Origin of the sequence: Mycolicibacterium phocaicum (genome assembly GCF_010731115.1) — a bacterium.
Taxonomy (GTDB): Bacteria; Actinomycetota; Actinomycetes; order Mycobacteriales; family Mycobacteriaceae; genus Mycobacterium; species Mycobacterium phocaicum.
In genome coordinates, this window is sequence record NZ_AP022616.1 from 333,599 (window position 1) to 354,488 (window position 20,890).

Below are 20,890 nucleotides of genomic sequence, written 5' to 3' on the forward strand. Positions count from 1 at the left end.
TCTCACCGAGCCGGGGAGTTCTTTTTTGTCGACACGTGCGTGTGTATCTATTTGACAATAATTTTCATCAACGGCTTGGCTGGGCGGCGTGCTCAAATTCTTCGCCGTTCTGCTCCTGACGGCTGTCGTCGCCGGGTGTTCCGGCCCCGCCGAGAACGCCGCTCCGGTGGAACAGTCCGCGCGCACCCCGCGGCTGGCCCTGAGCTATGACGGCGGGGTGCTGGTGCTCGACGCCAAGACACTCAAACCAGCCGGCGACGTCCCGCTCGAAGGCTTCCTGCGACTGAATTCCGCCGCGGACGGCCGGCATGTGCTGGTGTCGCAAGCCGGCGGGTTCGCGGTCCTCGATCTCGGCACCTGGACCGACGACCACGGCGACCACGGGCATCACTACACCGCCACCCCGCGGTCGACGGGTATGCGATTCAGCGGCGCCGAGCCCGGCCACGCCGTCGCCCATGACGGCAAGCTCACCCTCTTCTTCGACGGCACCGGCGCGGTGGACATCGTCGACCCGCACGCACTGCTCGCCGGCAAGGCCGAGGTGGCTTCGCATTTCGCGGTTCCCGCCCATCATGGCGTCGCCGTCGCTCGCGGCGACGGGTCGGTGGTCGTGAGCCGCGGCGACGAGCATGCGCGGACCGGTCTGGAAATCCGCGACGCCGCGGGCAGGCCGATCGCGATCAACGACGACTGTCCCGGTCTGCACGGCGAGGCCGCGGCCGCCGACGGTGTGCTGACGTTCGGCTGCCAGAACGGCATACTCATCGTCCGCGGCAACACCATTGAGAAGACTGCCAGCGCGGACCCGTACGGGCGGATCGGCAATCAGGCGGGAAGTGCCGAGTCGCCGGTTGTGCTCGGCGACTACAAGACCGAAGCCGGCGCAAAACTCGAACGCCCCCAACGGTTTACCTTCACCGACACGCAGACCGGCCGGATCACGGTGGTACCGCTCGATGCCAGCTATAGCTTCCGGTCGCTGGATCGCGGGCCGCGCGGTGAGGCGGTCATTCTGGGCACCGACGGCGCACTGCACGTATTCGATGCGAAGACCGCCCGGCGTATTGCGCACATCGGCGTCATCGCGCCGTGGCATGAGCCGGAGGACTGGCACGAGCCGATGCCGAATCTGCATGTACAAGATGGCGTTGCCTACGTCAGCGATCCGCAGATCCGGCGGCTGGTGGCTGTCGACCTGGCCGGCGGTGCGGCCGTCGCGGAAACCACGTTGGAGCGGGCGGTCATCGAGATGACCGGAGTCCGCGGCTGAGGTGAGCGGGGCACCTGACACACTGAAGCCGTGCTTCGTATCGGACTGAGCGGCGGCATCGGCGCCGGAAAATCCACTGTGTCATCGACCTTTGCAGCCGAAGGCGGCATCGTCGTCGACGGTGACGTGATCGCCCGCGAGGTGGTGGAGCCCGGCACCGAGGGGCTGGCCGCCCTGGTGGCGGCCTTCGGCGAGGACATCCTGCTGCCCGACGGTTCGCTCAACCGGCCGGCGCTGGCCGCGGTGGCGTTCAGCGACGACGAGAAGCGCAAGACCCTCAACGGCATCGTGCACCCGCTGGTCGGCAAACGCCGTGCCGAGCTCATCGACGCCGCGCCGGTGGGTTCGGTTGTGGTGGAAGATATTCCGCTGCTCGTCGAGTCGCAGATGGCGCCGCTGTTCCCGTTGGTCGTCATGGTGCACGCCGACGAGGACGTGCGGGTCGCGCGGCTGGTCGAGCACCGCGGCTTCTCGGAGGCGGACGCCCGCGCCCGGATCGCGGCGCAGGCGACCGTTGAACAGCGACAGGCCGTCGCGGACGTCTGGCTGGACAACCACGGCAGCGCCGACGAACTGGCCGCCGCGGCCCGCGAACTGTGGGAGCAGCGCATCGTCCCGTTCGCGCGCAATGTGCAGGCCGGCGTGCCGGTCAGTGTGGCGCCGGCCGTCGTGTCGTACGACGAGACGTGGCCCGAGCAGGCCCGCCGCATCGTGGCCCGGCTGAACACCGCGTGCGGCCACCGGGCGGTGCGGGTCGACCACATCGGGTCGACGGCGGTGCCGGGCCTGGACGCCAAGGACGTCATCGACATCCAGGTGACGGTGAAGTCGCTCGACGTGGCCGACGAGCTCACCGATCTGCTGCTGGCCGCCGGCTACCCCCGGGTCGCGGACATCACCGAAGACGTGGCCCACACCGACGACAAGACGTTGTGGCAGAAGCGCTTTCACGCGTCCGCCGATCCCGGCCGGCCGACCAACGTGCACCTCCGGGTCGACGGCTCGCCGGGTCAGCAGTTCGCCCTGCTGTTCCCGGTGTGGCTCGCCGCCAACCCCGACGAGCGGGTCGAGTACCTGGCGCTCAAGCACGATGCGATCGCTGCCGCGCCGGCCACCAGCGGCGAGTACGCCGACGCCAAGGAGCCCTGGCTCGCCGGTGCGTACCGACGGGCCTGGGCCTGGGCGGACGAAACCGGTTGGCGCCCTTAGTGTGCGACCGGAGTCGCGGGCGCGGCCGGGGTGGCCGGGGTGCCCGGTAGCTCAGCGCTGTACTGCTGGCTGGGATCGAAGTCGGTCACCGAACCGCAGCTGAGCACGCCATAACCGGGGTCCTGGCGCTGCGGCGTCAGGCGCGGGGCGACGAACTGGTCGGCCTGGGCGACGATCTCGTCGTCGACCAGGATCTCGCAGTGCAGGCTGGCCGAGTACGGCCATTGGATCGACACCTGCATGCCGGCGTTCGCCGCGTTGTTCAGCACGGCCGAGGCTTCGAACGATTCGCCGGGGAGCAACGAGGGCGTCGCCGAATTGAGCTGCGTATCGGTGAGGCGGTAGGTGATCAGCGTCCCGCGGGACACCCCGTCGATCCGGGCCCGGTAGGTGACGTTGTGCGGTCCCGCGCTGGGCGGTGCGCTGTCTCCGGCCGGAACCGCCGGCGGTGCGGGCGGTGCGGGCGGGGCCGGGGGAGCCGGGTCGGCAGCTGCCGTCGTCGCGAGAAACAGGGAGGCGCTCGTGGCCACTGCGGTGGCGCACGCCAGCGATGCCGCGGCCAGTCGTCCGCGCCCGATCGATGTCATGGTTGTTGACATTACCCGTCGCGCCAGGTCAGTGACATACCGAGACTGGCTAGCCAATTGTTCAGCTGGTAATTGTGCTGAGCCAGCCCTTCGATGGCGGCCGTCGCCGTCGTGATGGCGCGTTCACCGTCGTCGGTGCTCAGGAGGTGGTGCCGCACCGCGTCGAGAAGCTCGTCGACATCCTCCAGCTCGACACTCTTGCCCGACCGGACGACCAGGTCCAGGTAGTGGTCCTCGGACGTCCAGGCCTGCTCGCCGGCGGTGAACCGGCCGACATCGAGATAGAAGTCCTGGTCGCGTTCATGTCCCGGGTTGAAATGGAAGACGCTGGCCCGTAGGCCGATCGACGGCAGCAGCCAGGACTCCAGGTAGTGGAACTGCGGGCGGCCGGGGGTGGGACGGGCCATGTACAGGCCCCACGGCTCGAGGCGGTACACGTCGACGGCCCGCACGATGCCTTTGGGATCGGTGTTCGTGCGGGCGGCCAGGTCGAACGTCTCGTGCTTGGGTGCGTGGATGGCGCCAGCGTACGCGCTCGTCCGGCGACCGGCAGCGCCTGATGCTCCTATTGGTGTCAAGCAGCTTGGAGCCATGATCTGTATTGATCAGCCAGGGCGTCGTCGCGTTGTAGTCCGCGTTCGATGCGGGAGATGACGGTGGGCCAGACGCCGAAGTGGTTCGCAGCGGCGGTGACGGTGATGTTTTTGGATTGCCGGGCTGGCCGTAGGTCGTTGTATTCAGGTACTGCGATCTGGCGGGTCAGGAGTTTGAAGACTTCGCGGGCGATGGCCCGTTTGAGTTTGCGCAGGATCTCCATTTTGTTGTGGCCCTTGGCGAGCTGTCGTTGCACGTAGTCCTTGGTCGACTGGTGACTGGACATGCGCACCAGGGCGATGCGGTGCAGCGCGTTGTTGGCGGCGCGGTCACCGCCGCGCGATAGGCGGTGCCGGTTGGTCTTACCCGAGGACGCCGGCACTGGCGCGGTGCCGCACAGAGCGGCGAACGCGGCTTCACTGTGCAGCCGGTGCGGGTTGGCTCCGGCGGTGATCAATAGCTGGGCGGCGGTGTCCGGGCCGACACCGTAGGCAGCGCGCAGGCCGGGGTTGGCCTTGGCGACAAGGGCATCGATCTGCGTTTGCAGGGTTTCGGCTTGGGTTTCGAGGAATTGCACGCGTTGGGCGAGCATCTTGGCCGCGGTGAGCAGCGACTGTGCCCACGTGTCGGCCACAGTGTCGGGGCGGCAGCGGGCGATGGCCTCGATCAACTTCAATGTTGTTAAGCCACGGTACTTTTCACGCACCGCATCCGGCGCCGATATCAGCATGGCTTTGATCTGGTTGATCACCGCGGTGCGGTGCTTGACCGCCGAACGACGAGCGATGTGCAGGGCACGCAATCCGGTGGTGGCATCGTCTTTGGGGGTGGCCAGGCCCTCGCCGGCCAACACGGTGCGGGCGGCGCTGTACGCGTCGAGCGGGTCGGATTTTCCTTTGAGTCGGCGGGTGGACTTGACCGCTCTCGTCACCTCCACCACCTCGATCCCCGCGGCGGTTAAGGCCCGGGTGAACCCGGCGCCGTAGCTGGCGGTGCCTTCCACACCGATGCGCACAATGTGGCCCAGTGTCATGAGGAATGCGATCGCCGCGGCGTACCCGGCGCCGGTGGTGGGGAACTCCTTGTCGCCGAGGGTGGCGCCGGTCGTGGTGATCGCGGCGACGTGGATGGTGTCGAGGTGGGTGTCCGCACCGGCGACGATGAGCGCAGATTCTGTCAAGATGATGGTGTCCCTTCTGACCAGCGTTGGGCGGGGCACACACCGGCCAGGGCGGGCAGACAAGACATTGATGAGGAACGGCCAGGCTCCTGATTAAGTCATGTCCGTCCTGTCCGGTGTGAACAAGACGCGCACCACACGGGCCGGGCAAATCAGGTTAAAGACAACCCAGTAGGGCGTCAGTCAGTGCCAGAGCCACGACCCGCGCGGTAACGCTCTTCCATCATCAATGTCGGTGCCCGCCTCTACCCTGGTACTCATGGCCTTCGCGACCGAATACCCCGTCCTCGCGCACTCGGAATACCGGCCGGTCGACGCCATGGTGCGGGCCGGCGGGCGCTTCGAAGTGGTCAGTCAGTACGAACCGGCGGGTGACCAGCCGGCAGCCATCGACGAACTCGAGCGCCGGATCTCCGCCGGCGAGCGCGACGTGGTGCTGCTCGGTGCCACCGGCACCGGCAAGTCCGCGACCACCGCCTGGCTCATCGAGCGGCTGCAGCGCCCCACCCTGGTGATGGCGCCCAACAAGACGCTGGCCGCCCAGCTCGCCAACGAGCTGCGGGAGATGTTGCCGCACAACGCCGTCGAGTACTTCGTCTCGTACTACGACTACTACCAGCCCGAGGCGTACATCGCCCAGACCGACACCTACATCGAGAAGGACAGCTCGATCAACGACGACGTCGAGCGGCTGCGGCACTCGGCGACGTCGAGCCTGCTGTCACGCCGCGACGTCGTGGTGGTGGCCTCGGTGTCCTGCATCTACGGCCTGGGTACCCCGCAGTCGTACATGGACCGCTCCGTCGAGCTCAAGGTCGGCGACGACGTGCCGCGCGACGGGCTGCTGCGCCTGCTGGTCGACATCCAGTACAACCGCAACGACGTGGCGTTCACCCGCGGCTCGTTCCGGGTGCGCGGCGACACCGTCGAGATCATCCCGTCCTACGAGGAACTGGCGGTGCGCATCGAGTTCTTCGGTGACGAGGTCGAGGCGCTCTACTACCTGCACCCGCTGACCGGCGACGTGGTGCGCAAGGTCGACTCGTTGCGCATCTTCCCGGCCACCCACTATGTGGCGGGTCCCGAGCGCATGGCCATGGCCATCTCGACCATCGAGCAGGAGCTGGAGGAGCGGCTCGCCCAGCTGGAAGGCCAGGGCAAGCTGCTGGAGGCGCAGCGGCTGCGGATGCGCACCAACTACGACGTCGAGATGATGAAGCAGGTCGGGTTCTGCTCGGGCATCGAGAACTACTCGCGGCACATCGACGGCCGTGCCGCCGGTTCGGCACCGGCGACGCTGCTGGACTACTTCCCCGAGGACTTCCTGCTGGTCATCGACGAATCCCACGTGACGGTGCCGCAGATCGGCGCCATGTACGAGGGCGACATGTCCCGCAAGCGCAACCTCGTCGACTTCGGGTTCCGGTTGCCGTCGGCAGTCGACAACCGGCCGCTGACCTGGGAGGAGTTCGCCGACCGCATCGGTCAGACGGTCTACCTGTCGGCGACGCCCGGTTCCTACGAGATGGCGCAGTCCGGCGGCGAGTTCGTCGAGCAGGTCATCCGGCCCACGGGCCTGGTCGACCCCCAGATCGTCGTCAAACCGACCAAGGGCCAGATCGACGACCTCATCGGGGAAATCCGCAAACGCACCGAGCGCGACGAGCGCGTGCTGGTCACCACGCTGACCAAGAAGATGGCCGAGGACCTCACCGACTATCTGCTGGAAACCGGCATCAGGGTGCGCTACCTGCACTCCGAGGTCGACACGCTGCGCCGCGTGGAGCTGCTACGCCAGTTGCGGCTCGGTGACTACGACGTCCTGGTCGGCATCAACCTGCTGCGTGAGGGCCTGGACCTGCCCGAGGTGTCGCTGGTCGCGATCCTCGATGCGGACAAAGAGGGTTTCCTGCGCTCGACCCGCAGCCTCATCCAGACCATCGGCCGCGCGGCGCGCAACGTGTCCGGCGAGGTGCACATGTACGCCGACAAGATCACCGACTCCATGCAGGCGGCCATCGAGGAGACCGAGCGTCGCCGCGCCAAGCAGATCGCCTACAACGAGGAGAATGGGATCGACCCGCAGCCGCTGCGGAAGAAGATCGCCGACATCCTCGACCAGGTGTACCGCGAGGCCGCTGATACGGAGGATGCCACCGAGTCCGTTCCGGTTGGCGGTTCGGGCCGCAATGCCTCCCGCGGTCGCCGGGCCCAGGGCGAGCCGGGGCGCGCGGTCAGCGCCGGCATCGTCGAGGGCCGCGACACGGCGAACATGCCGCGTGCCGAGTTGGCGGACCTGATCAAGGACCTCACCGCGCAGATGATGAACGCGGCCCGGGACCTGCAGTTCGAGCTCGCCGCCCGCATTCGTGACGAAGTGGCCGACCTGAAGAAGGAACTGCGCGGGATGGATGCGGCCGGGCTGAAATGAGCGCTCCTTGACCTCAACCGCGGTTGAGCCCCTAGCGTCGCGGACGTGACTGACATGCGCGCCGAAACCGTGACGATCGGCAGCTGGCGGGAACTGCTCGGTCCCAAGTACCTGGGTGCGTCGACGGTGCTGGCCGGCGGTGTGGCGCTGTACGCGACCAACGAGTTCTTGACCATCAGCCTGCTGCCCAGTGCCGTCAACGATATCGGCGGCGGGCGGCTGTACGCGTGGGTCACGACGGTGTATCTGGTCGCGTCGGTGATGGCGGCAACGACGGTCAGCGGCATGGTGGCCCGGTTCGGCCCGCGGCGTTCATATCTGTTGGGGTTCAGCGTTTTCGCGCTCGGCAGCGTCATGTGCGCGCTGGCGCCGACCATGGAGGTGATGCTCGCCGGCCGCGTGGTGCAGGGCGCCGCCGGTGGCACGCTGGCCGGCCTGGGTTATGCCGTGATCAATACGGCTCTGCCGCAGTCGCTTTGGCCAAAGGCGTCGGCTTTGGTGTCGGCGATGTGGGGTGTCGGGACGCTGCTCGGCCCGTCGTCCGGCGGCTTGTTCGCGCAATTGGGCGTGTGGCGCTGGGCGTTCGGCGCGCTCGCGATCCTCACCGTCGCGGTGATGGTGCTGGTGCCGTTGAGCCTGCCGGGCAGGTCCGCTGATCGTGAACGCGAGCCGTTCCGGATTCCGCTGTGGTCGTTGGTGATTCTCGGCGTCGCGGCCATGGCGATCAGCGTCGCGGGCATCCAGCGCAGCGTGCCGTTGATGGCGGTGCTCCTGGCTGCCGGCGTGGCGCTGGTCGGAATCTTCATCGCCGTGGATCGCCGGATGCCGGTGAGCGTGCTGCCGCAGACCGCCTACGGGCCCGGCCCGTTCAAGTGGATCTATGTGACCTTGGGCGTATTGATGGCGGCCACCATGGCAGACATGTACGTGCCGCTGTACGGGCAGCGGCTGGCCGGTCTGGTGCCGTTGGCGGCGGGTTTTCTCGCGGTGGCGCTGAGCGTGGGCTGGACGGTGAGTGAGATCGTCAGTGCCTCGGTCACCACACCCGGCCGGACCGTGCGCATCGTGGCGGCGGCGCCGCTGGTGATGGCGATCGGGCTGGCCGTCGCGGCGCTGAGTCAGGTCGATGGGGCGTCGCCGGCGGTGGTCGCGGTCTGGGCGTTGTCGCTTCTGGTCACCGGTACCGGAGTCGGCATGGCGTGGCCCCACCTGTCGGTGTGGGCGATGGGCCGGGTCGACGATCCCGCGCAGGGCACGGTGGCCGCGGCGGCGATCAACACGGTGCAGCTGATCTGCGGGGCGGTCGGCGCCGGGCTGGCCGGCATCGTCGTCAACACGGTCGATCGGCCCGATGCCGTAGGGGCCAGTTGGTTGTTCGCCGTCTTCGCCGGCATCGCGGCGCTCGGTGGCGTGGCGTCGTTCCGGGCCGGTAAGGGCGTGGGTTAGAAGCGTTTGACGGCTTCGCTCGAGGCGTCGGTACAGTCGGCTTCGTGTCAATCCTCGCCAGGCCCGTTGTTGCCGATGCTGTCGCACGGCTGTTCTCGTCGACAATCAATCCGGCGCCGAAACCGGGCGTTCGATTTCCTGAAATCCCCGGCAACACAACGTCGGTGGTGATTCCGACCCGGCACGGCGATACGGCGGCAACGGTGTACTGGCCCGAGCCGAGTGACGGTGCGGCGGGCGTCTACGTGAACGTCCATGGTGGTGGCTTCGTCGTCGGCCACCGGGAACAGGACGATCCGTGGTGTCGTTTTCTTGCTGCGCACGCGAATGTGGTTGTGGTGAACCCGGATTACGTGCTGGCGCCGGGACACCGGTTTCCGGCCCCCGTCGAGCAGGTGTACGACGTTCTCGTCTGGGCGTCGGCTGCCGAACGCGAATGGGACGGCAGGAAGCTCTGCGTCGGAGGTCAGAGCGCCGGCGGCAGTCTGTCGGCGGCTGCGGCTCGGCTTGCCTTGGAACAGGGCGGGCCCGAGATCAAGCTACAGATGTTGCACTATGCGCCACTGGATTTGGTGACGGCGAGCAGCGACAAGCACTCGCCGCTGGGCGCCAAGGCCATCATGCGGCCGTGGATGAGCGAGGTCTTCGACACCGCATACATCCCGGACCCCGTGCAGCGCCGCGATCGGCTGGCCTCGCCGGCATGGGGCAACAACGCCGACGGCATCGGCGGCATCGCCCCCGCGTTGATCGTCACCGCTGAGTACGACCGGCTACGCGATGAAGCATGGCGGTATGCCCAGAAGCTGGACGCCGTCGGTGCACTGGCGGAGTACCACGAGGTGCCCGGCGTCGACCACGGCTACAACATCATGAGTAGCGCGACGGACGTCACGCGCGGCGTGTACGAGCTGATCGCCGGACACGTCAGCCGGGCGATCGGTTAATCGGGGTCTTCCTGCAGTTGGCGGATACCCGCCACGCCATCGATCAGAGCCAGCACAGACGCGGCCCGTAGGACGCCGGCGCCGCCGAGCGTCAGCTGCACCCCGACATGGCCCGGCGGTGCGCCGAGCGGTTCTCCGGGCGGATCGGTTTCGAGGTCGGTGATCTGCCAATCGCGCCGGCCACACGCCTGCAACACATCTCGTAGGACGCCGCGGTCGTCGGCGTAGGTGATGTGCAGGCGGACCGACCCGCCCAGCCGCGAAGCCAGCCGTCGTGCCAGCGGCATGAAGCCCACGATGATCAGCAGGTGCATCGCGGTCATCACCGACGCGAGCAGCAACAGTCCGGCGCCGGCCGCCATGCCGATCGCCGCCGACTCCCACACCGACGCTGCGGTGGTCAGTCCGTGCACCGAGCCCCGGCGCACGATGATGATGCCGGCACCGAGGAAGCCGATGCCCGAGACGATCTGGGCCGCGACACGTGATGGGTCGACCACGACGAGGCCGGGAGTCAGCACGTCGCCGAACCCGTACTTGCTGACCAGCATGATCAGTGCGGCCGCGGTACCGACGATGGTCTGCGTGCGTAGGCCGGCACTCTTGCCCTGGATTTCGCGTTCGAGTCCGATCAGTGCGGTCAGGCCGAACGCGACCACGAGTTCGATGATCTGCCGCGAGCCCTGCCCGGGCCCGCCGAAAAAGGCGGGATCTGCCAGCCACTCCATGAGGGACAAACTAACGCGCGCCGATGACTTTTGGCGGCAGTCGGAGTCTGTCTTTGTATAGGCCGTATGAGAGGAGTGATGCCATGTCAGCGCAACCAGCCGCCTATCCCGATGTCGTCACGCGGGAGGAATGGATCGGGGCTCGCACGAAGCTACTGGCCCGGGAGCGGGAGGCGACGCATCTGCGTGACGCCGTCAACGCCGAGCGCCGTCGACTCCCGATGGTGAAGATCGAGAAGGACTACGTCTTCGACGGACCCGACGGCGCCGTCAGCCTGCTGGATATGTTCGAGGGCCGCCGCCAGCTCTACATCCATCACTTCATGTGGATCGACGCAATCGATGCCGGCTGCCCGAGTTGTACCGCCGCTGCCGACCTGACCTTCACCGAAGGGGATCGAAAGCTGTTGCACGGCAAGGACGTCACGTTCGCATGCGTGTCGCGGGCGCCGTACGAGAGCATCGCCCGGTACCGCGACCAGCACGGCTGGACGTTCCCGTGGTACTCGTCGCGCGACGGTGACTTCACCTACGACTTCCACGTGACACTCGACCCGGCGCGAGCGCCGATCGAATACAACTACAAGTCCCTCGATGAGCTGCATGCCGACGGCTGGACCGATGACGACCTGCGCGGAGACTGGCCCGGCGCAAGCGTTTTCCTGCGCCGCGGCGACGAGGTGTTCCACACGTATTCGGCATACGCGCGCGGCCTCGACCATTTGGCGGTCGGATATCCGTTCCTGGACCTGACCCCGTATGGCCGTCAGGAACCGTGGGAGGACTCACCGCCCGGCTGGCCGCAGGGCGGCCCAGCCGTCGGTCGGCCGGTTGGTGATTGCTGCGAGGGGTAGTAATCACCGCGATCTCAACCCTGGGCGCGTGGCGGCTCGGCTGGCACTGTGGCCATCAGTGCGGGTGTGGCTGAGTGGCTAGGCACCGGCCTGCAAAGCCGTTCACACGGGTTCGAATCCCGTCACTCGCTCCACTACACGGAAGCTCGGCAGGTGTCACCACCTGCCGAGCTTCTATTTTGGCGGGTGTTCCTCGGAGATGAGTTTGCGTGCGACCTCATACAAGGGAATGTTCAATTCCTGCGACAGCTTCGTCAGCATCGTGAAGGCCGCACCCGCGGGGACGCTGAACCGTTCCATGAGGATGCCCTTGGCCTGGCCGATGATGTCCCGCGACGCCAACGCACTTTGGAGTTCGTCGCCGCGGCGTGCGTTGGCGAGCCCGATAGCGGCGTGAGCGGCCAGCGTCAGGGCGGTCTCCTCGACGTCATGGGTGAAGACGTTGGCCTCTTCGGAGTACAGGTTGAGCGTCCCGAGCTCGTTTTCGTTGGTGTACAGCTGAATGGACAAACTCGAGCGCACCGGCGTCTGCGTGAGCAACGCGGCCACGAAGGCCGGCCAGCGTGTTTCGGCCGCGTAGTCCGAGACCCGCACGGTGTACAGGTTCCAGATCGACTCCAGGCAGGGTCCTTCGCCAAGTTCGTCCTGCAACCTGTCGAGGGCTCTGGGAATCTCGCCGGTGGCCGCGACCGACTCCACTGTTCGCCGGCGACGATTGACAACCAGCGTCACGCCACCATGGGTGACCTTGGGTAGCAGCTGGGTGGCTGTCTCGGTGACTTCGAGCAACAGCCGCTCGGTATCAAGGTCCATGACCTGCTGACTCTGCAAGGTGCGCGCCAACCGCGCTAATTCGGACGAAATTCCGCCTGCGACTTCAGCTTCGGCTTCCATGACACCGCCTCCAAGTCCTGTGCCGGTTCAGCGTCAAAATCAACTGCGCTCAACAAGGTCCTGACGTGCAGTGTAGCTACCAGTAACAGGGGTACGCTCCCGCTAGCGATGGAGGAGGCAAGGTTGTCTGCATTCTTCCGCGCGAGGTGGTCAGCGGTGGCAACTTCGGTGTTGAGAAGCCAGCATGGAGCCGCTGATCCCCGTTTTGGCCCTTGGCGTCGGCGGGCGTCTTGAACCTGCGCGGATACCCCTGATAGTCCGGCATTTTCAGGGGCGTTCACGCATGGTCAGAGTGGCGGTGGGATGTCTTGTTGCTCTGCGGGTTCGGCGGCCGCTGCGGTTTGTGCGGCTTCTCGTTCTTCGCGTTCTTTGCGTTGGCGGGCGAACGCTTCCCGGGCGGCCTCTTGTGCGTCGATGTCGGCTTGGTTGAGGGCGCGCTCGTAGGCGATCTGCTGGGCCTGATCTTGCGCGCGGGTGCGGCGCCGGATCGGCATCATGATGTCCCGGCCGGGAGCCGTGGTGGTGTCCAGATCGCCGGCATCTGGTGGCGGATTGGGCAGCGGTGTGTCGGTGATGGTGCGGGGGAACAGGATTCGGCTTTCGGGCACGCTGATGTAGGTGTGGCCAGTGGGTGCGGTCCACACGATGGTGCCGTCGGGTTGTTGACGGTCCTGCCACCCGTCCGGGCCGCCGTAGAACGTTTTCAGTAGGTGGTGTTTGCGGCATTTGGGGTTCAGGTTGCCCGGATGGGTGGGCCCGGCCGGCCACGGCACCGTGTGGTCGATATCGGAGGCGGTGGCCGGGTGATCGCAGCCCGGGAACATGCACGTCATCGCCCGCATCCGCACGAACTCATCCATCGCGGCCGACGGCCGGTACCGCGGCACCTCATCCAAATCGGCGGCGGAAGCGACCGAACGGACCTTCGCGCCCCGGGCCACCAGATCCGCCAACACTGTCGGCGGCACCACACCGCCGCCGAGGACATAACCGACCGGTGTGCGCACCGGAGCCGGAGGCTTGACGGCAGTGGCCACCGAAGGTGACGAGACCGGTGCCGGGCATGACTCTGGTGCCGGGCCGGCCGTTTGCGTGGGTGCGGTCTCGCTTGCCGGGTCGGCCGCAGCAGGCGCCACCGTTTCGGCGGGCCGCGAATCGGCCACCGGCGCCGGCTCGGACATCGGCGTGGGCGTCGGCGCCGTGTCGTTCGCCGGCTCGGCTGCTGGCGCAGGTTCAGGTGCGACGACCGGCTCGGGCGCGGCCTGGGGCTCGGACGTGAAGACCGGCTCCGGCGCAGACCGGGCCGGCGTGGGCACCAGCGGCGCGGCCGGGTCCCCACTGAGCAGCGGATCCGCCACCGGCGCCGGCAGCCCATTGGTCAGCACATGAATCATCACCGCCGCGGCCCGGGCATCGGGCCCGGCGGCCGGGCAGTCGGGATTGCCGCATTGGCAGGCCAGCCGATCCCCGCGGGCCGCCAGGACTCCCAGGGCGTCGGCGCGGCGCTGCCCGAAGGTGCGCGGATCCTGGTCGCACACTTGCCGGGCCATCTCGGTCAACACCCGATCCAGCAGTTCGGCATCGGTGGCCAGGAGTGCGCCCCAGATGGAGGCCACCCCGGTCTCGTCGTCCGGTTTGCCGACCCCGACGCCACGGCGGCGGGCTGCTGAGCGGACTTTCAGGACTGCGGCCGGGTCGAACTTCTGCACCCAGCCGTCGATCTTCTTCTCGATCTTCTTGCGGGACAACCCCGCCCACTCACACAGCGCTCCCGCGAGCGCGGCGTCGATCACAGCCAGGGTGTTGGCGTCCTCCACCAGGCGGGTGCGCCAGCAGATCGCCCCGGCCGTCCGCGCTGACACCCCGCCGTCGGCGAACACCGCCGCCACCCGAGGTAGCCGGAACCGCAACGCCACCGCGATCGACAACTGCCCCGATGCCTCGCGCTTCCCGAGACCGAGGGCGGCTCCGACTTCGGCGACCGCGGCGTCCCAGCCATCGCAGGCCCACCACTGCCGGCCATCCTGGTCATCGACCCGCAGAGCCACCAGGTCCGCGATGGCTCGGAACTTCCCGCACTCGGCGACGTTCGACACCCGCGCGAAATGGATCATCAAGTCGACCACGCCGGCATCGTGGACCGGCACACCGCCGGCCCCAATACCAGAATGTTCGAACATGTGTTCGAGTCTACCCACCCTTCTGCGGCACCGCAACAGAATTCGCGGAACCTGTGGATAACTCGCAGAGGGCGCCGATGGGCGTCTGAACCCCTCGGGCAAGATGCCTCAGGTGACGTACAGTTCGCCGACTCTGTCTGATCTCGTGAGCACGCTGCTGGTGGATCAGACCGATGACCACCACTTCGTGGCCACTCAGCTCGACAATCCCAGCCACCACATCGTCGGCGGTCATCTCGCCGGTCAGGTGCTGGTGGCCGCGAGTCGGACCGCGCCGGGACGCAGCGCGCACAGCCTGCACGTCTACTACCTGCGTGCCGGTGATGCCCGTAAGCCGGTCGAGGTCCAGGTCGACGCCGCACGTGACGGCGGCACGCTCGCGACGCGCCGCATCACCGCCCGCCAGGACGGCGAGATCCTGCTCGAGGCGCTGGCGTCGTTCAGTACCCCGGTCGACGCGCTCGACTATCAGGCAACCATTCCTGATGTGCCAGAACCGCTTTCGGTACCGACCATGGCCGAGCAGCTTGCCGACTACGCCGACGAATCGGGCGGCTTCTGGGTTCGCGACCAGCCGTTCGAGCTTCGGTACATCGATCCGCACCCGCGGCTGGCCAAGGATTCGCCGGCTTCGGCGCCGCATCTGCGCATGTGGTGGCGCCCCACCGACACCATCCCCGACGACCCGGCCCTGCACGCCGGTCTGCTGACGTACCTGACCGGCACCACCATGCTGGAGGCGGCGATGATCCCGCGGGGCGCGCTGCCGGCCCACACCTTCTCGGCGCTGATCGACCACGCGCTGTGGTTTCACCGGCCGGTGGATCTGAGTGATTGGGTGTTGTCCGACCAGACCTCGCCGAGCGGCATCGGGGGTCGTGGATTGGCCAGCGGGACGATGTACAACCGCGCCGGGCAATTGGTGTGCGTTGCCACGCAGGAGTTGTATTTCGGTCGTGGCTAACGATCTCGGGTCGGAAGCGTTCCACCTCACGGGACGAAACACCCACTCGTTTGGTCACTATCGGCAAGCCTCCTGCGGCGGCTGCCGCTAACATCGGTGCCGGTAAAGCACATTTTTCACGGTGTCCCCGGCGAACTTGTGTGGTGAAACCGCACCAATGGCCACGATTGAGCGGCTACTGTCTGCGGGGATGCCGGACAGAACGCCGGATACACAAACCTGCATAACGGGAGGCCATTGATGAGCGGCTACCAGACCGTGGTCGTCGGTACGGACGGATCGGATTCGTCACTGCGCGCTGTGGAGCGCGCTGCCCAGATCGCCGCGGGGGCCAATGCGAAGTTGGTCGTGGCAACCGCCTATTTCCCGCACGCCGATGATCAGCGTGCGGCCGATGTCCTGAAGGACGAGGGCTACAAGGTCCACGGCGACGCGCCGATCTACGCGATCCTGCGTGAGGCACGCGACCGTGCCGAGGCGGCAGGCGCCACCCAGGTGGAAGAGAAGGCTATCGTCGGCGCTCCCGTCGACGCGCTCGTCGACCTGGCCGAGAATTCCAACGCCGACCTGCTGGTCGTCGGCAACGTCGGTCTGAGCACCATCGCCGGCCGCCTGCTGGGCTCGGTGCCCGCCAACGTGGCCCGGCGCGCCAAGGTCGACGTGCTGATCGTCCACACTTCGTAAGGTTCGTATCTTCCTGAGGCCCTCGGCATACTGCCGGGGGCCTCAGTTTTTTCGTGCCCGTAAAGTTCGGGCCATGGCTCGAAGAAGTCTCGTCCGCGCGTCATGGGTGACGTTGTCATTGGCCGCCACACTGATCGCCGGCTGCGCGGGCCAGAACCAGCCCGCCGCACCTGCGACGACATCCGCGATCGCGTCGGAGACCGAATCGACGATCCCGTCCGTCGCCCCTCCTGACCCCAACGTGGCCGGCAACCCGGCGGTGACTGCCGCGCGAGCGAGCGTGGTGCGTGTTCACGGCGTCGCCCACAGCTGCCGAAAGCGGTTGGAGGGCACCGGATTTGTGGTGGGACCGAAGCGCGTGATGACGACGGCGCACGGCGTCGCAGGGACCGACGAGGTGTCGGTCGAGGTCGACGGGACCAAGTACAACGGCCAGGTGGTGTCGTTCGACCCGAACATGGACATCTCGATTCTCGCGATCCCGGACCTGCCGACGGCTCCGTTGATGTTCTCCGAAGCGCCTGCCGTCAGCGGTGCCGACGCGGCCGCACTCGGGTTCCCGCACGGGGGTGCGTACGAAGCGAAACCGGTGCGGGTCCGCGAGGTCATCAAGCTCCAGGGGCCGGACATCTTCCGCACCGGCACGGTGACCCGAGAGGTGTACGCCCTCAGAGGTGGTGTGCAGCAAGGGAATTCCGGCGGCCCGATCGTCGACCTGGACGGTCGGGTGCGCGGTGTCGTCTTCGGGGCGGCCCAGGACGACCCCGACACCAGTTTCGCGTTGACCGCGAAGGAAGTAGGACCGCAGCTGGCGCTGGTCGGCAACACCCAACAGGTGCCGACGGGTCAGTGCGTGGGCTGACGGGCCGACCGGCTACCAGCCGCGCGCCCGCCACTCCTCCAGGTGTGGCCGTTCGGTGCCGAGTGTGGTGTCGTCACCGTGGCCGGGGTAGATGACCGTCGAATCGGGGTAGACGTCGAATACCTTGCGGGTGACATCGCCGAGCAGTCGCTCGAAGTCGCCTTCCTGCCAGGTCTTGCCGACGCCACCGGGAAACAGGCAGTCACCGGTGAAGAGGTGGGTGACCTCACCGTCGGCGCCGCGCAGCGCCAGCGCCACTGAACCCTCGGTGTGACCCTGCAGGTGGATGACGTCGAACGTCAGGTCGCCGACCGTGATGGTGTCGCCGTCGGCGAGGATCCGGTCGGGCTTCACGGGCAGCGGCTCGGCGTCCAGCGCGTGCGCTGCGGTGGGCGCACCTGTGGCCTCGGCCACTTGTTGACCGTCTCTCTGGATGGCTATCACGGGGTGGCCATTCGTCATTGATCTTGCCGATGTGATCGGTGGCGTGGCCCGCCGGCTTGATCTTGGTCGTGTGCACCATCAGTGTGATGAGGAACTGATGGGTCGCGCGGCACCCCGCTGAAGTCTTGGCGGGCTCGCAGGGTGCCGCGCTGTAGTGCACGGAGGCACCGATGGTGACGGTAGAGGCTGATCTGGTCTGCGTCGAGTCCCGGTTGGCGGCGGGGCTGATCAGATGCCCGGCGTGCTCACAGGGCGTGCTGGGTGGTTGGGGATTCGCCCGCAGTCGCCGCGTGGTGGGTCTGGCCGGTGCGGTTCGGCCACGGCGGGCGCGATGCCGATCGTGTCTGGTGACGCACGTGTTGTTGCCGGTCACGGTGCTGCTGCGCAGAGCGTATGCAGCCGAACAGATTTGGATGGCATTGGCTGCTCGCGCACAGGGGGTTGGGCATCGCCGGATCGCTGCTCGACTCAACGTGCCGGCGACCACGGTGCGGGCTGGCTGCGCCGGGCCGGCGGCCGACTGGAGGCGATCCGGGCGTGGTTCATTCAGATGGCGGTGCTCATCGGGATCGACGTGACGATCCCCGAGGGCAAGGCTGCGGCTGGGGTGAGGTGGTGGCCGCGGTCGATGCCGCGGCGGTGGCGATCGGGCAGCGGTTCGGGCCGGCCGGGTTGGTGGGCGCGGTGACGCCGGTACAGGTGATGGTCGCGGTCAGCGGCGGCCAACTGCTAGCACCGGGCTGGCCGACGACGCGGCAGACGCCGTTCGCAACACCAGTTGCCCCTGATGCGCCACGTGGGAATCGGTGATCCTCGCGAAGGCACCTGCCCGACAAATGGTTTCGGGTCGGGCCATCGAATGTGTGAGGAGAAACGGTGTCGTTGGAAGAACACAAGCGTCGCGAGCGGGTCCAGGCGATCGGCTTGTTCCGGTATCAGCTGATCTGCCCCGCCCTGGAGGCCGGGTTGTCGACCAAACAGCGTGGCCGACTGGTCCGCGAGATCGCGCAGCGCACCCATGTCGACCCGTTCGGCACCCGGGTGCAGATCGCACGACCGACCCTGGACCGCTGGATCCGGCGTTACCGGGCCGGCGGGTTCGAAGCCCTGGTGCCCGAGCCGCGCCGGCTGGCCACCCGCACCGACGTCGGGGTGCTGGAGCTGGCCGCCTCGTTGAAGCGGGAGAATCCGTCACGCACCACCGCCCAGGTGGCCCGCATCCTGCGCACCGCCACCGGCTGGGCGCCCTCGGAATCGACCCTGCTGCGCCATTTCCATCGCTGCGAGCTGATGGGCCCGGCCGCCGGTGGCGCCAGGGAGGTGTTCGGCCGGTTCGAAGCCGCCGACCCCAACGAACTGTGGGTCGGCGACGCTCTGCACGGTCCGCGGGTCGGTGACCGCAAGACCTACCTGTTCGCCTTCCTCGACGACCATTCTCGGTTGGTGGTCGGTCACCGGTTCGGGTTCGCCGAGGACACCGTGCGTCTGGCGGCCGCGCTCAAACCCGCGCTGGCCGCCCGCGGCGTGCCAGCCTCGATTTATGTCGACAATGGTTCGGCGTTCGTCGATGCCTGGCTGCTGCGGGCGTGCGCGAAACTCGGTATCCGACTGGTACATTCGGCGCCCGGGCGCCCGCAGGGACGGGGCAAGATTGAACGGTTCTTCCGCACCGTGCGTGGGCAGTTCCTCGTTGAGGTCACCGACACCACCACCGAGGACCTCGCCGCCGCCGGGGTCGACCACACCGGTGCGCTGTTGGAGCTCAACCGGCTGTTCATGGCCTGGGTCGAGACCGAATACCACCGCCGCACCCATACCGAGACCGGGCAATCCCCACTGGAGCGCTGGGACACCGGCTGGGACCGCCTTGGTCACACTCCGGAGTTGCCGACGGCGGCGGATCTGACCGAGGCGTTCTTGTGGTCGGAATTTCGGGTGGTGACCAAGACCGCCACCGTCTCCCTGCATTCCAACACCTACCAGGTCGACCCGCCCTGGCCGGGCGCCGCGTGGAGCTGGTGTTCTCCCCGTTCGACCTGCAGACCGTCGAGGTCCGCCACCGCGACCAGAGTTTCGGTGCCGCGACACCGCACACCATCAGCCGCCATGCCCACCCGAAAGCCCGACCCGAGACCGTCGAGACCCCGCCGGCAACGACGGGGATCGATTACCTGGCGTTGACCGCTGCCGCCCATCACGAGCAGCTGCGTGAGGATGAACGTATCGGCTATCACGCCCTCTACGGAACCGACTCCGACGGCGACCAGGTCGCCGCTCAGCTCTCGATCACGACCTCGCTCCCACCGAGGACGAGTTCGAGGACGGGGTGTCGGCGTGAGTATTCAACGGTTGCAATCACATTGGGGCTTCACACGGATGCCGTTCGGGCGGGATCTGGCGCCGTCGATGCTGCACCGCCACCCCGGCCACAGCGAAGCGATCGCCCGCATCGGCTGGTGTGTGGACCAATGCGCCATCGGCGTCATCACCGGCGAAGTCGGCGCTGGCAAAACCGTCGCGATCCGCGCGGCAGCCGCCTCCTTGGATCCGGCGCGGCACGTAATCATCTACCTCGCCAACCCCACCATCGGGGTGCGCGGCATGCTCACCCACATCGTGGCCACCCTCGGCACACCCGGCGTTTCACACCGCCCGGCTGGCTCCCCAAGCCGCAGACGCCTTGGCCGCCGAGCACGCTGAACGTGGCCGCAACCCGTGTTAGTCGTCGATGAAGCCCACCTGCTCGACAACCATCAACTCGAAGCGATCCGGCTGCTGACCAACCACGACATGGACAGTGGTTCACCGTTCGCCGTGGTCCTGGTCGGGCAACCCACCCTGCGGCACCGACTGCGTCTGGGTGTTCTGGCCGCGTTGGATCAGCGCATCGCCGTGCGCTACACCCTGCCCGGCATGACAGCGGCCGACACCGCCGACTACATCGGGCATCACACCAAGATCGCCGGCCGCTCCGATGCGCTGTTCGCCGACGACGCGATGACCCTGATCCACAACGCCTCCCGTGGACATCCGCGTGCGGTCAACAATCTCGCCCTGCACGCGCTCACGGCCGCGTTCGCCGCCGGGCACTCCATCGTCGGGGAGAAAGCCGCCCGCATCGCCATCAGCGAAACAGCAACCGACTGAACCCGATCCGCTTCACCACGGCGACGACCACGTCACCGCGACGAGGATCCCGTCACCGAGATCACAAACGCCCCGCTCGCCACAGTCGAGCGGGGCGTTCTCATCAGTGCATCGTCATCAACACCGATGACGCCGACATCGTCATCTTCAACGACGGCCAACACCACTTCCGCCAGGGCCTGCCAGTGGTCGAAGTGCTGATGGCTGGTGACGATGAGTTCGACGTCCGGCGCCTGCGATCTGATCAGCTCGACGAGCGCCGGACCGTCGTTCGCGGCGTCGATGAGCAGGGTTTTTCCGGTCGCGGAACACGTGATGAGGTACGCGTTGTTGTCCATGGGTCCGACCGATGCCTTGACGATCGTCGCGGCGGGAAGGGTGCGACGTGCCGCGGTACCCGCATCGACGTGGCCGGTGTACGTGTCATTGACGACTGTCATGACGCCACCGTATCCGGACTTGATGC

At 67.3% G+C, this 20,890-nt stretch carries 15 protein-coding genes, 1 tRNA gene and 5 pseudogenes; 13 read left to right on the forward strand and 8 right to left on the reverse strand.

Translation table 11 applies throughout. The annotated features are described in order from the left end of the window. Positions 1-88: 88 nt before the first annotated feature. Positions 89-1,273, forward strand: a complete 1,185-nt coding sequence (locus tag G6N46_RS01615) for a hypothetical protein (RefSeq protein WP_406802417.1) — start codon at positions 89-91, stop codon at positions 1,271-1,273. Between the two features lie 30 nt (positions 1,274-1,303). Continuing rightward, the gene (coaE, locus tag G6N46_RS01620) at positions 1,304-2,482 is read left to right on the forward strand and encodes a dephospho-CoA kinase (protein ID WP_138249707.1); all 1,179 of its coding nucleotides are present in this window, start codon (positions 1,304-1,306) and stop codon (positions 2,480-2,482) included. Here the strand turns inward: coaE and G6N46_RS01625 are convergent. Genes G6N46_RS01625 through G6N46_RS01635 form a run of 3 tightly spaced genes read right to left on the reverse strand, consistent with a single transcriptional unit; the run spans position 2,479 to position 4,843 of the window. Continuing rightward, entirely contained in the window at positions 2,479-3,069 is a 591-nt protein-coding gene (locus tag G6N46_RS01625; RefSeq protein ID WP_138249706.1) for a hypothetical protein, read from the reverse strand. The two genes, coaE and G6N46_RS01625, sit on opposite strands and share 4 nt — an antisense overlap. 11 nt (positions 3,070-3,080) lie before the next feature. Then, the gene (locus G6N46_RS01630) at positions 3,081-3,587 is read right to left on the reverse strand and encodes a ribonuclease FAU-1 family protein (RefSeq protein WP_133427710.1); all 507 of its coding nucleotides are present in this window, start codon (positions 3,585-3,587) and stop codon (positions 3,081-3,083) included. 56 nt (positions 3,588-3,643) lie between these two features. Next, entirely contained in the window at positions 3,644-4,843 is a 1,200-nt protein-coding gene (locus G6N46_RS01635) for an IS110 family RNA-guided transposase (RefSeq protein WP_133426027.1), read from the reverse strand. A 259-nt stretch (positions 4,844-5,102) separates the two neighbouring features. Between G6N46_RS01635 and uvrB the strand changes: the two genes are divergently transcribed. From uvrB to G6N46_RS01650, 3 genes are read left to right on the forward strand one after another with little or no spacing between them, the layout of a single operon-like run. After that, positions 5,103-7,274 (forward strand): excinuclease ABC subunit UvrB, encoded by a 2,172-nt coding sequence (uvrB, locus tag G6N46_RS01640; protein ID WP_138249705.1) that lies wholly within the window; start codon positions 5,103-5,105, stop codon positions 7,272-7,274. Between the two features lie 45 nt (positions 7,275-7,319). Further along, on the forward strand, positions 7,320-8,720 hold the full coding sequence (locus G6N46_RS01645; RefSeq protein WP_407665071.1) for an MFS transporter: 1,401 nt from the start codon (positions 7,320-7,322) through the stop codon (positions 8,718-8,720). 44 nt (positions 8,721-8,764) lie between these two features. After that, complete coding sequence (locus tag G6N46_RS01650; protein WP_138249704.1) at positions 8,765-9,667, forward strand: alpha/beta hydrolase; 903 nt, start codon at positions 8,765-8,767, stop codon at positions 9,665-9,667. Here the strand turns inward: G6N46_RS01650 and G6N46_RS01655 are convergent. Beyond that, positions 9,664-10,395, reverse strand: coding sequence for an MgtC/SapB family protein (locus tag G6N46_RS01655; RefSeq protein WP_061006759.1), 732 nt, complete (start codon positions 10,393-10,395; stop codon positions 9,664-9,666). The genes G6N46_RS01650 and G6N46_RS01655 overlap by 4 nt on opposite strands. Before the next feature lie 83 nt (positions 10,396-10,478). Between G6N46_RS01655 and G6N46_RS01660 the strand changes: the two genes are divergently transcribed. Continuing rightward, positions 10,479-11,249, forward strand: coding sequence for a DUF899 domain-containing protein (locus G6N46_RS01660; RefSeq protein ID WP_138249703.1), 771 nt, complete (start codon positions 10,479-10,481; stop codon positions 11,247-11,249). A gap of 60 nt (positions 11,250-11,309) precedes the next feature. Beyond that, positions 11,310-11,383: transfer RNA gene (locus G6N46_RS01665), tRNA-Cys, on the forward strand. A 40-nt stretch (positions 11,384-11,423) separates the two neighbouring features. Here the strand turns inward: G6N46_RS01665 and G6N46_RS01670 are convergent. Both G6N46_RS01670 and G6N46_RS01675 read right to left on the reverse strand, forming a co-directional pair. Continuing rightward, complete coding sequence (locus G6N46_RS01670) at positions 11,424-12,143, reverse strand: GAF and ANTAR domain-containing protein (protein ID WP_234880698.1); 720 nt, start codon at positions 12,141-12,143, stop codon at positions 11,424-11,426. A 287-nt stretch (positions 12,144-12,430) separates the two neighbouring features. Next, the gene (locus tag G6N46_RS01675; RefSeq protein WP_138249701.1) at positions 12,431-14,323 is read right to left on the reverse strand and encodes an HNH endonuclease signature motif containing protein; all 1,893 of its coding nucleotides are present in this window, start codon (positions 14,321-14,323) and stop codon (positions 12,431-12,433) included. A 103-nt stretch (positions 14,324-14,426) separates the two neighbouring features. On the opposite strand from G6N46_RS01675, the gene G6N46_RS01680 reads away from it, so the two are divergent. The 3 genes from G6N46_RS01680 to G6N46_RS01690 all read left to right on the forward strand — a co-directional run bounded on the left by G6N46_RS01680 (position 14,427) and on the right by G6N46_RS01690 (position 16,833). Further along, positions 14,427-15,287, forward strand: coding sequence for an acyl-CoA thioesterase (locus G6N46_RS01680; RefSeq protein WP_133428190.1), 861 nt, complete (start codon positions 14,427-14,429; stop codon positions 15,285-15,287). Between the two features lie 240 nt (positions 15,288-15,527). Further along, complete coding sequence (locus tag G6N46_RS01685) at positions 15,528-15,971, forward strand: universal stress protein (RefSeq protein WP_020103294.1); 444 nt, start codon at positions 15,528-15,530, stop codon at positions 15,969-15,971. Between the two features lie 73 nt (positions 15,972-16,044). Next, the gene (locus tag G6N46_RS01690; protein WP_234880697.1) at positions 16,045-16,833 is read left to right on the forward strand and encodes a MarP family serine protease; all 789 of its coding nucleotides are present in this window, start codon (positions 16,045-16,047) and stop codon (positions 16,831-16,833) included. A 12-nt stretch (positions 16,834-16,845) separates the two neighbouring features. On the opposite strand, the pseudogene G6N46_RS01695 reads toward G6N46_RS01690, so the two are convergent. Then, a pseudogene (locus G6N46_RS01695) lies at positions 16,846-17,253 on the reverse strand (MBL fold metallo-hydrolase); the annotation flags it as partial. Positions 17,254-17,447: 194 nt separating this feature from the next. On the opposite strand from G6N46_RS01695, the pseudogene G6N46_RS28500 reads away from it, so the two are divergent. From G6N46_RS28500 to G6N46_RS01710, 3 pseudogenes are all read left to right on the forward strand, one after another. Then, a pseudogene (locus G6N46_RS28500) lies at positions 17,448-18,087 on the forward strand (helix-turn-helix domain-containing protein). A 66-nt stretch (positions 18,088-18,153) separates the two neighbouring features. Next, a pseudogene (locus tag G6N46_RS01705) lies at positions 18,154-19,565 on the forward strand (DDE-type integrase/transposase/recombinase); the annotation flags it as partial. 118 nt (positions 19,566-19,683) lie between these two features. Next, positions 19,684-20,424: pseudogene (locus tag G6N46_RS01710) on the forward strand (ExeA family protein). A gap of 155 nt (positions 20,425-20,579) precedes the next feature. Here the strand turns inward: G6N46_RS01710 and G6N46_RS01715 are convergent. Next, positions 20,580-20,864 (reverse strand): annotated as a pseudogene (locus G6N46_RS01715) (MBL fold metallo-hydrolase); the annotation flags it as partial. Positions 20,865-20,890 lie beyond the last annotated feature (26 nt).

Excerpts from the sequence above, each read along its gene's own strand:
- G6N46_RS01685 (WP_020103294.1), top strand. The coding sequence starts at position 15,528 with ATGAGCGGCTACCAGACCGTGGTCGTCGGTACGGACGGATCGGATTCG.
- G6N46_RS01655 (WP_061006759.1), bottom strand. The coding sequence starts at position 10,395 with ATGGAGTGGCTGGCAGATCCCGCCTTTTTCGGCGGGCCCGGGCAGGGC.
- G6N46_RS01675 (WP_138249701.1), bottom strand. The coding sequence starts at position 14,323 with ATGTTCGAACATTCTGGTATTGGGGCCGGCGGTGTGCCGGTCCACGAT.
- uvrB (WP_138249705.1), top strand. The coding sequence starts at position 5,103 with ATGGCCTTCGCGACCGAATACCCCGTCCTCGCGCACTCGGAATACCGG.
- G6N46_RS01625 (WP_138249706.1), bottom strand. The coding sequence starts at position 3,069 with ATGACATCGATCGGGCGCGGACGACTGGCCGCGGCATCGCTGGCGTGC.
- G6N46_RS01660 (WP_138249703.1), top strand. The coding sequence starts at position 10,479 with ATGTCAGCGCAACCAGCCGCCTATCCCGATGTCGTCACGCGGGAGGAA.
- G6N46_RS01690 (WP_234880697.1), top strand. The coding sequence starts at position 16,045 with ATGGCTCGAAGAAGTCTCGTCCGCGCGTCATGGGTGACGTTGTCATTG.
- G6N46_RS01680 (WP_133428190.1), top strand. The coding sequence starts at position 14,427 with ATGCCTCAGGTGACGTACAGTTCGCCGACTCTGTCTGATCTCGTGAGC.
- G6N46_RS01670 (WP_234880698.1), bottom strand. The coding sequence starts at position 12,143 with ATGGAAGCCGAAGCTGAAGTCGCAGGCGGAATTTCGTCCGAATTAGCG.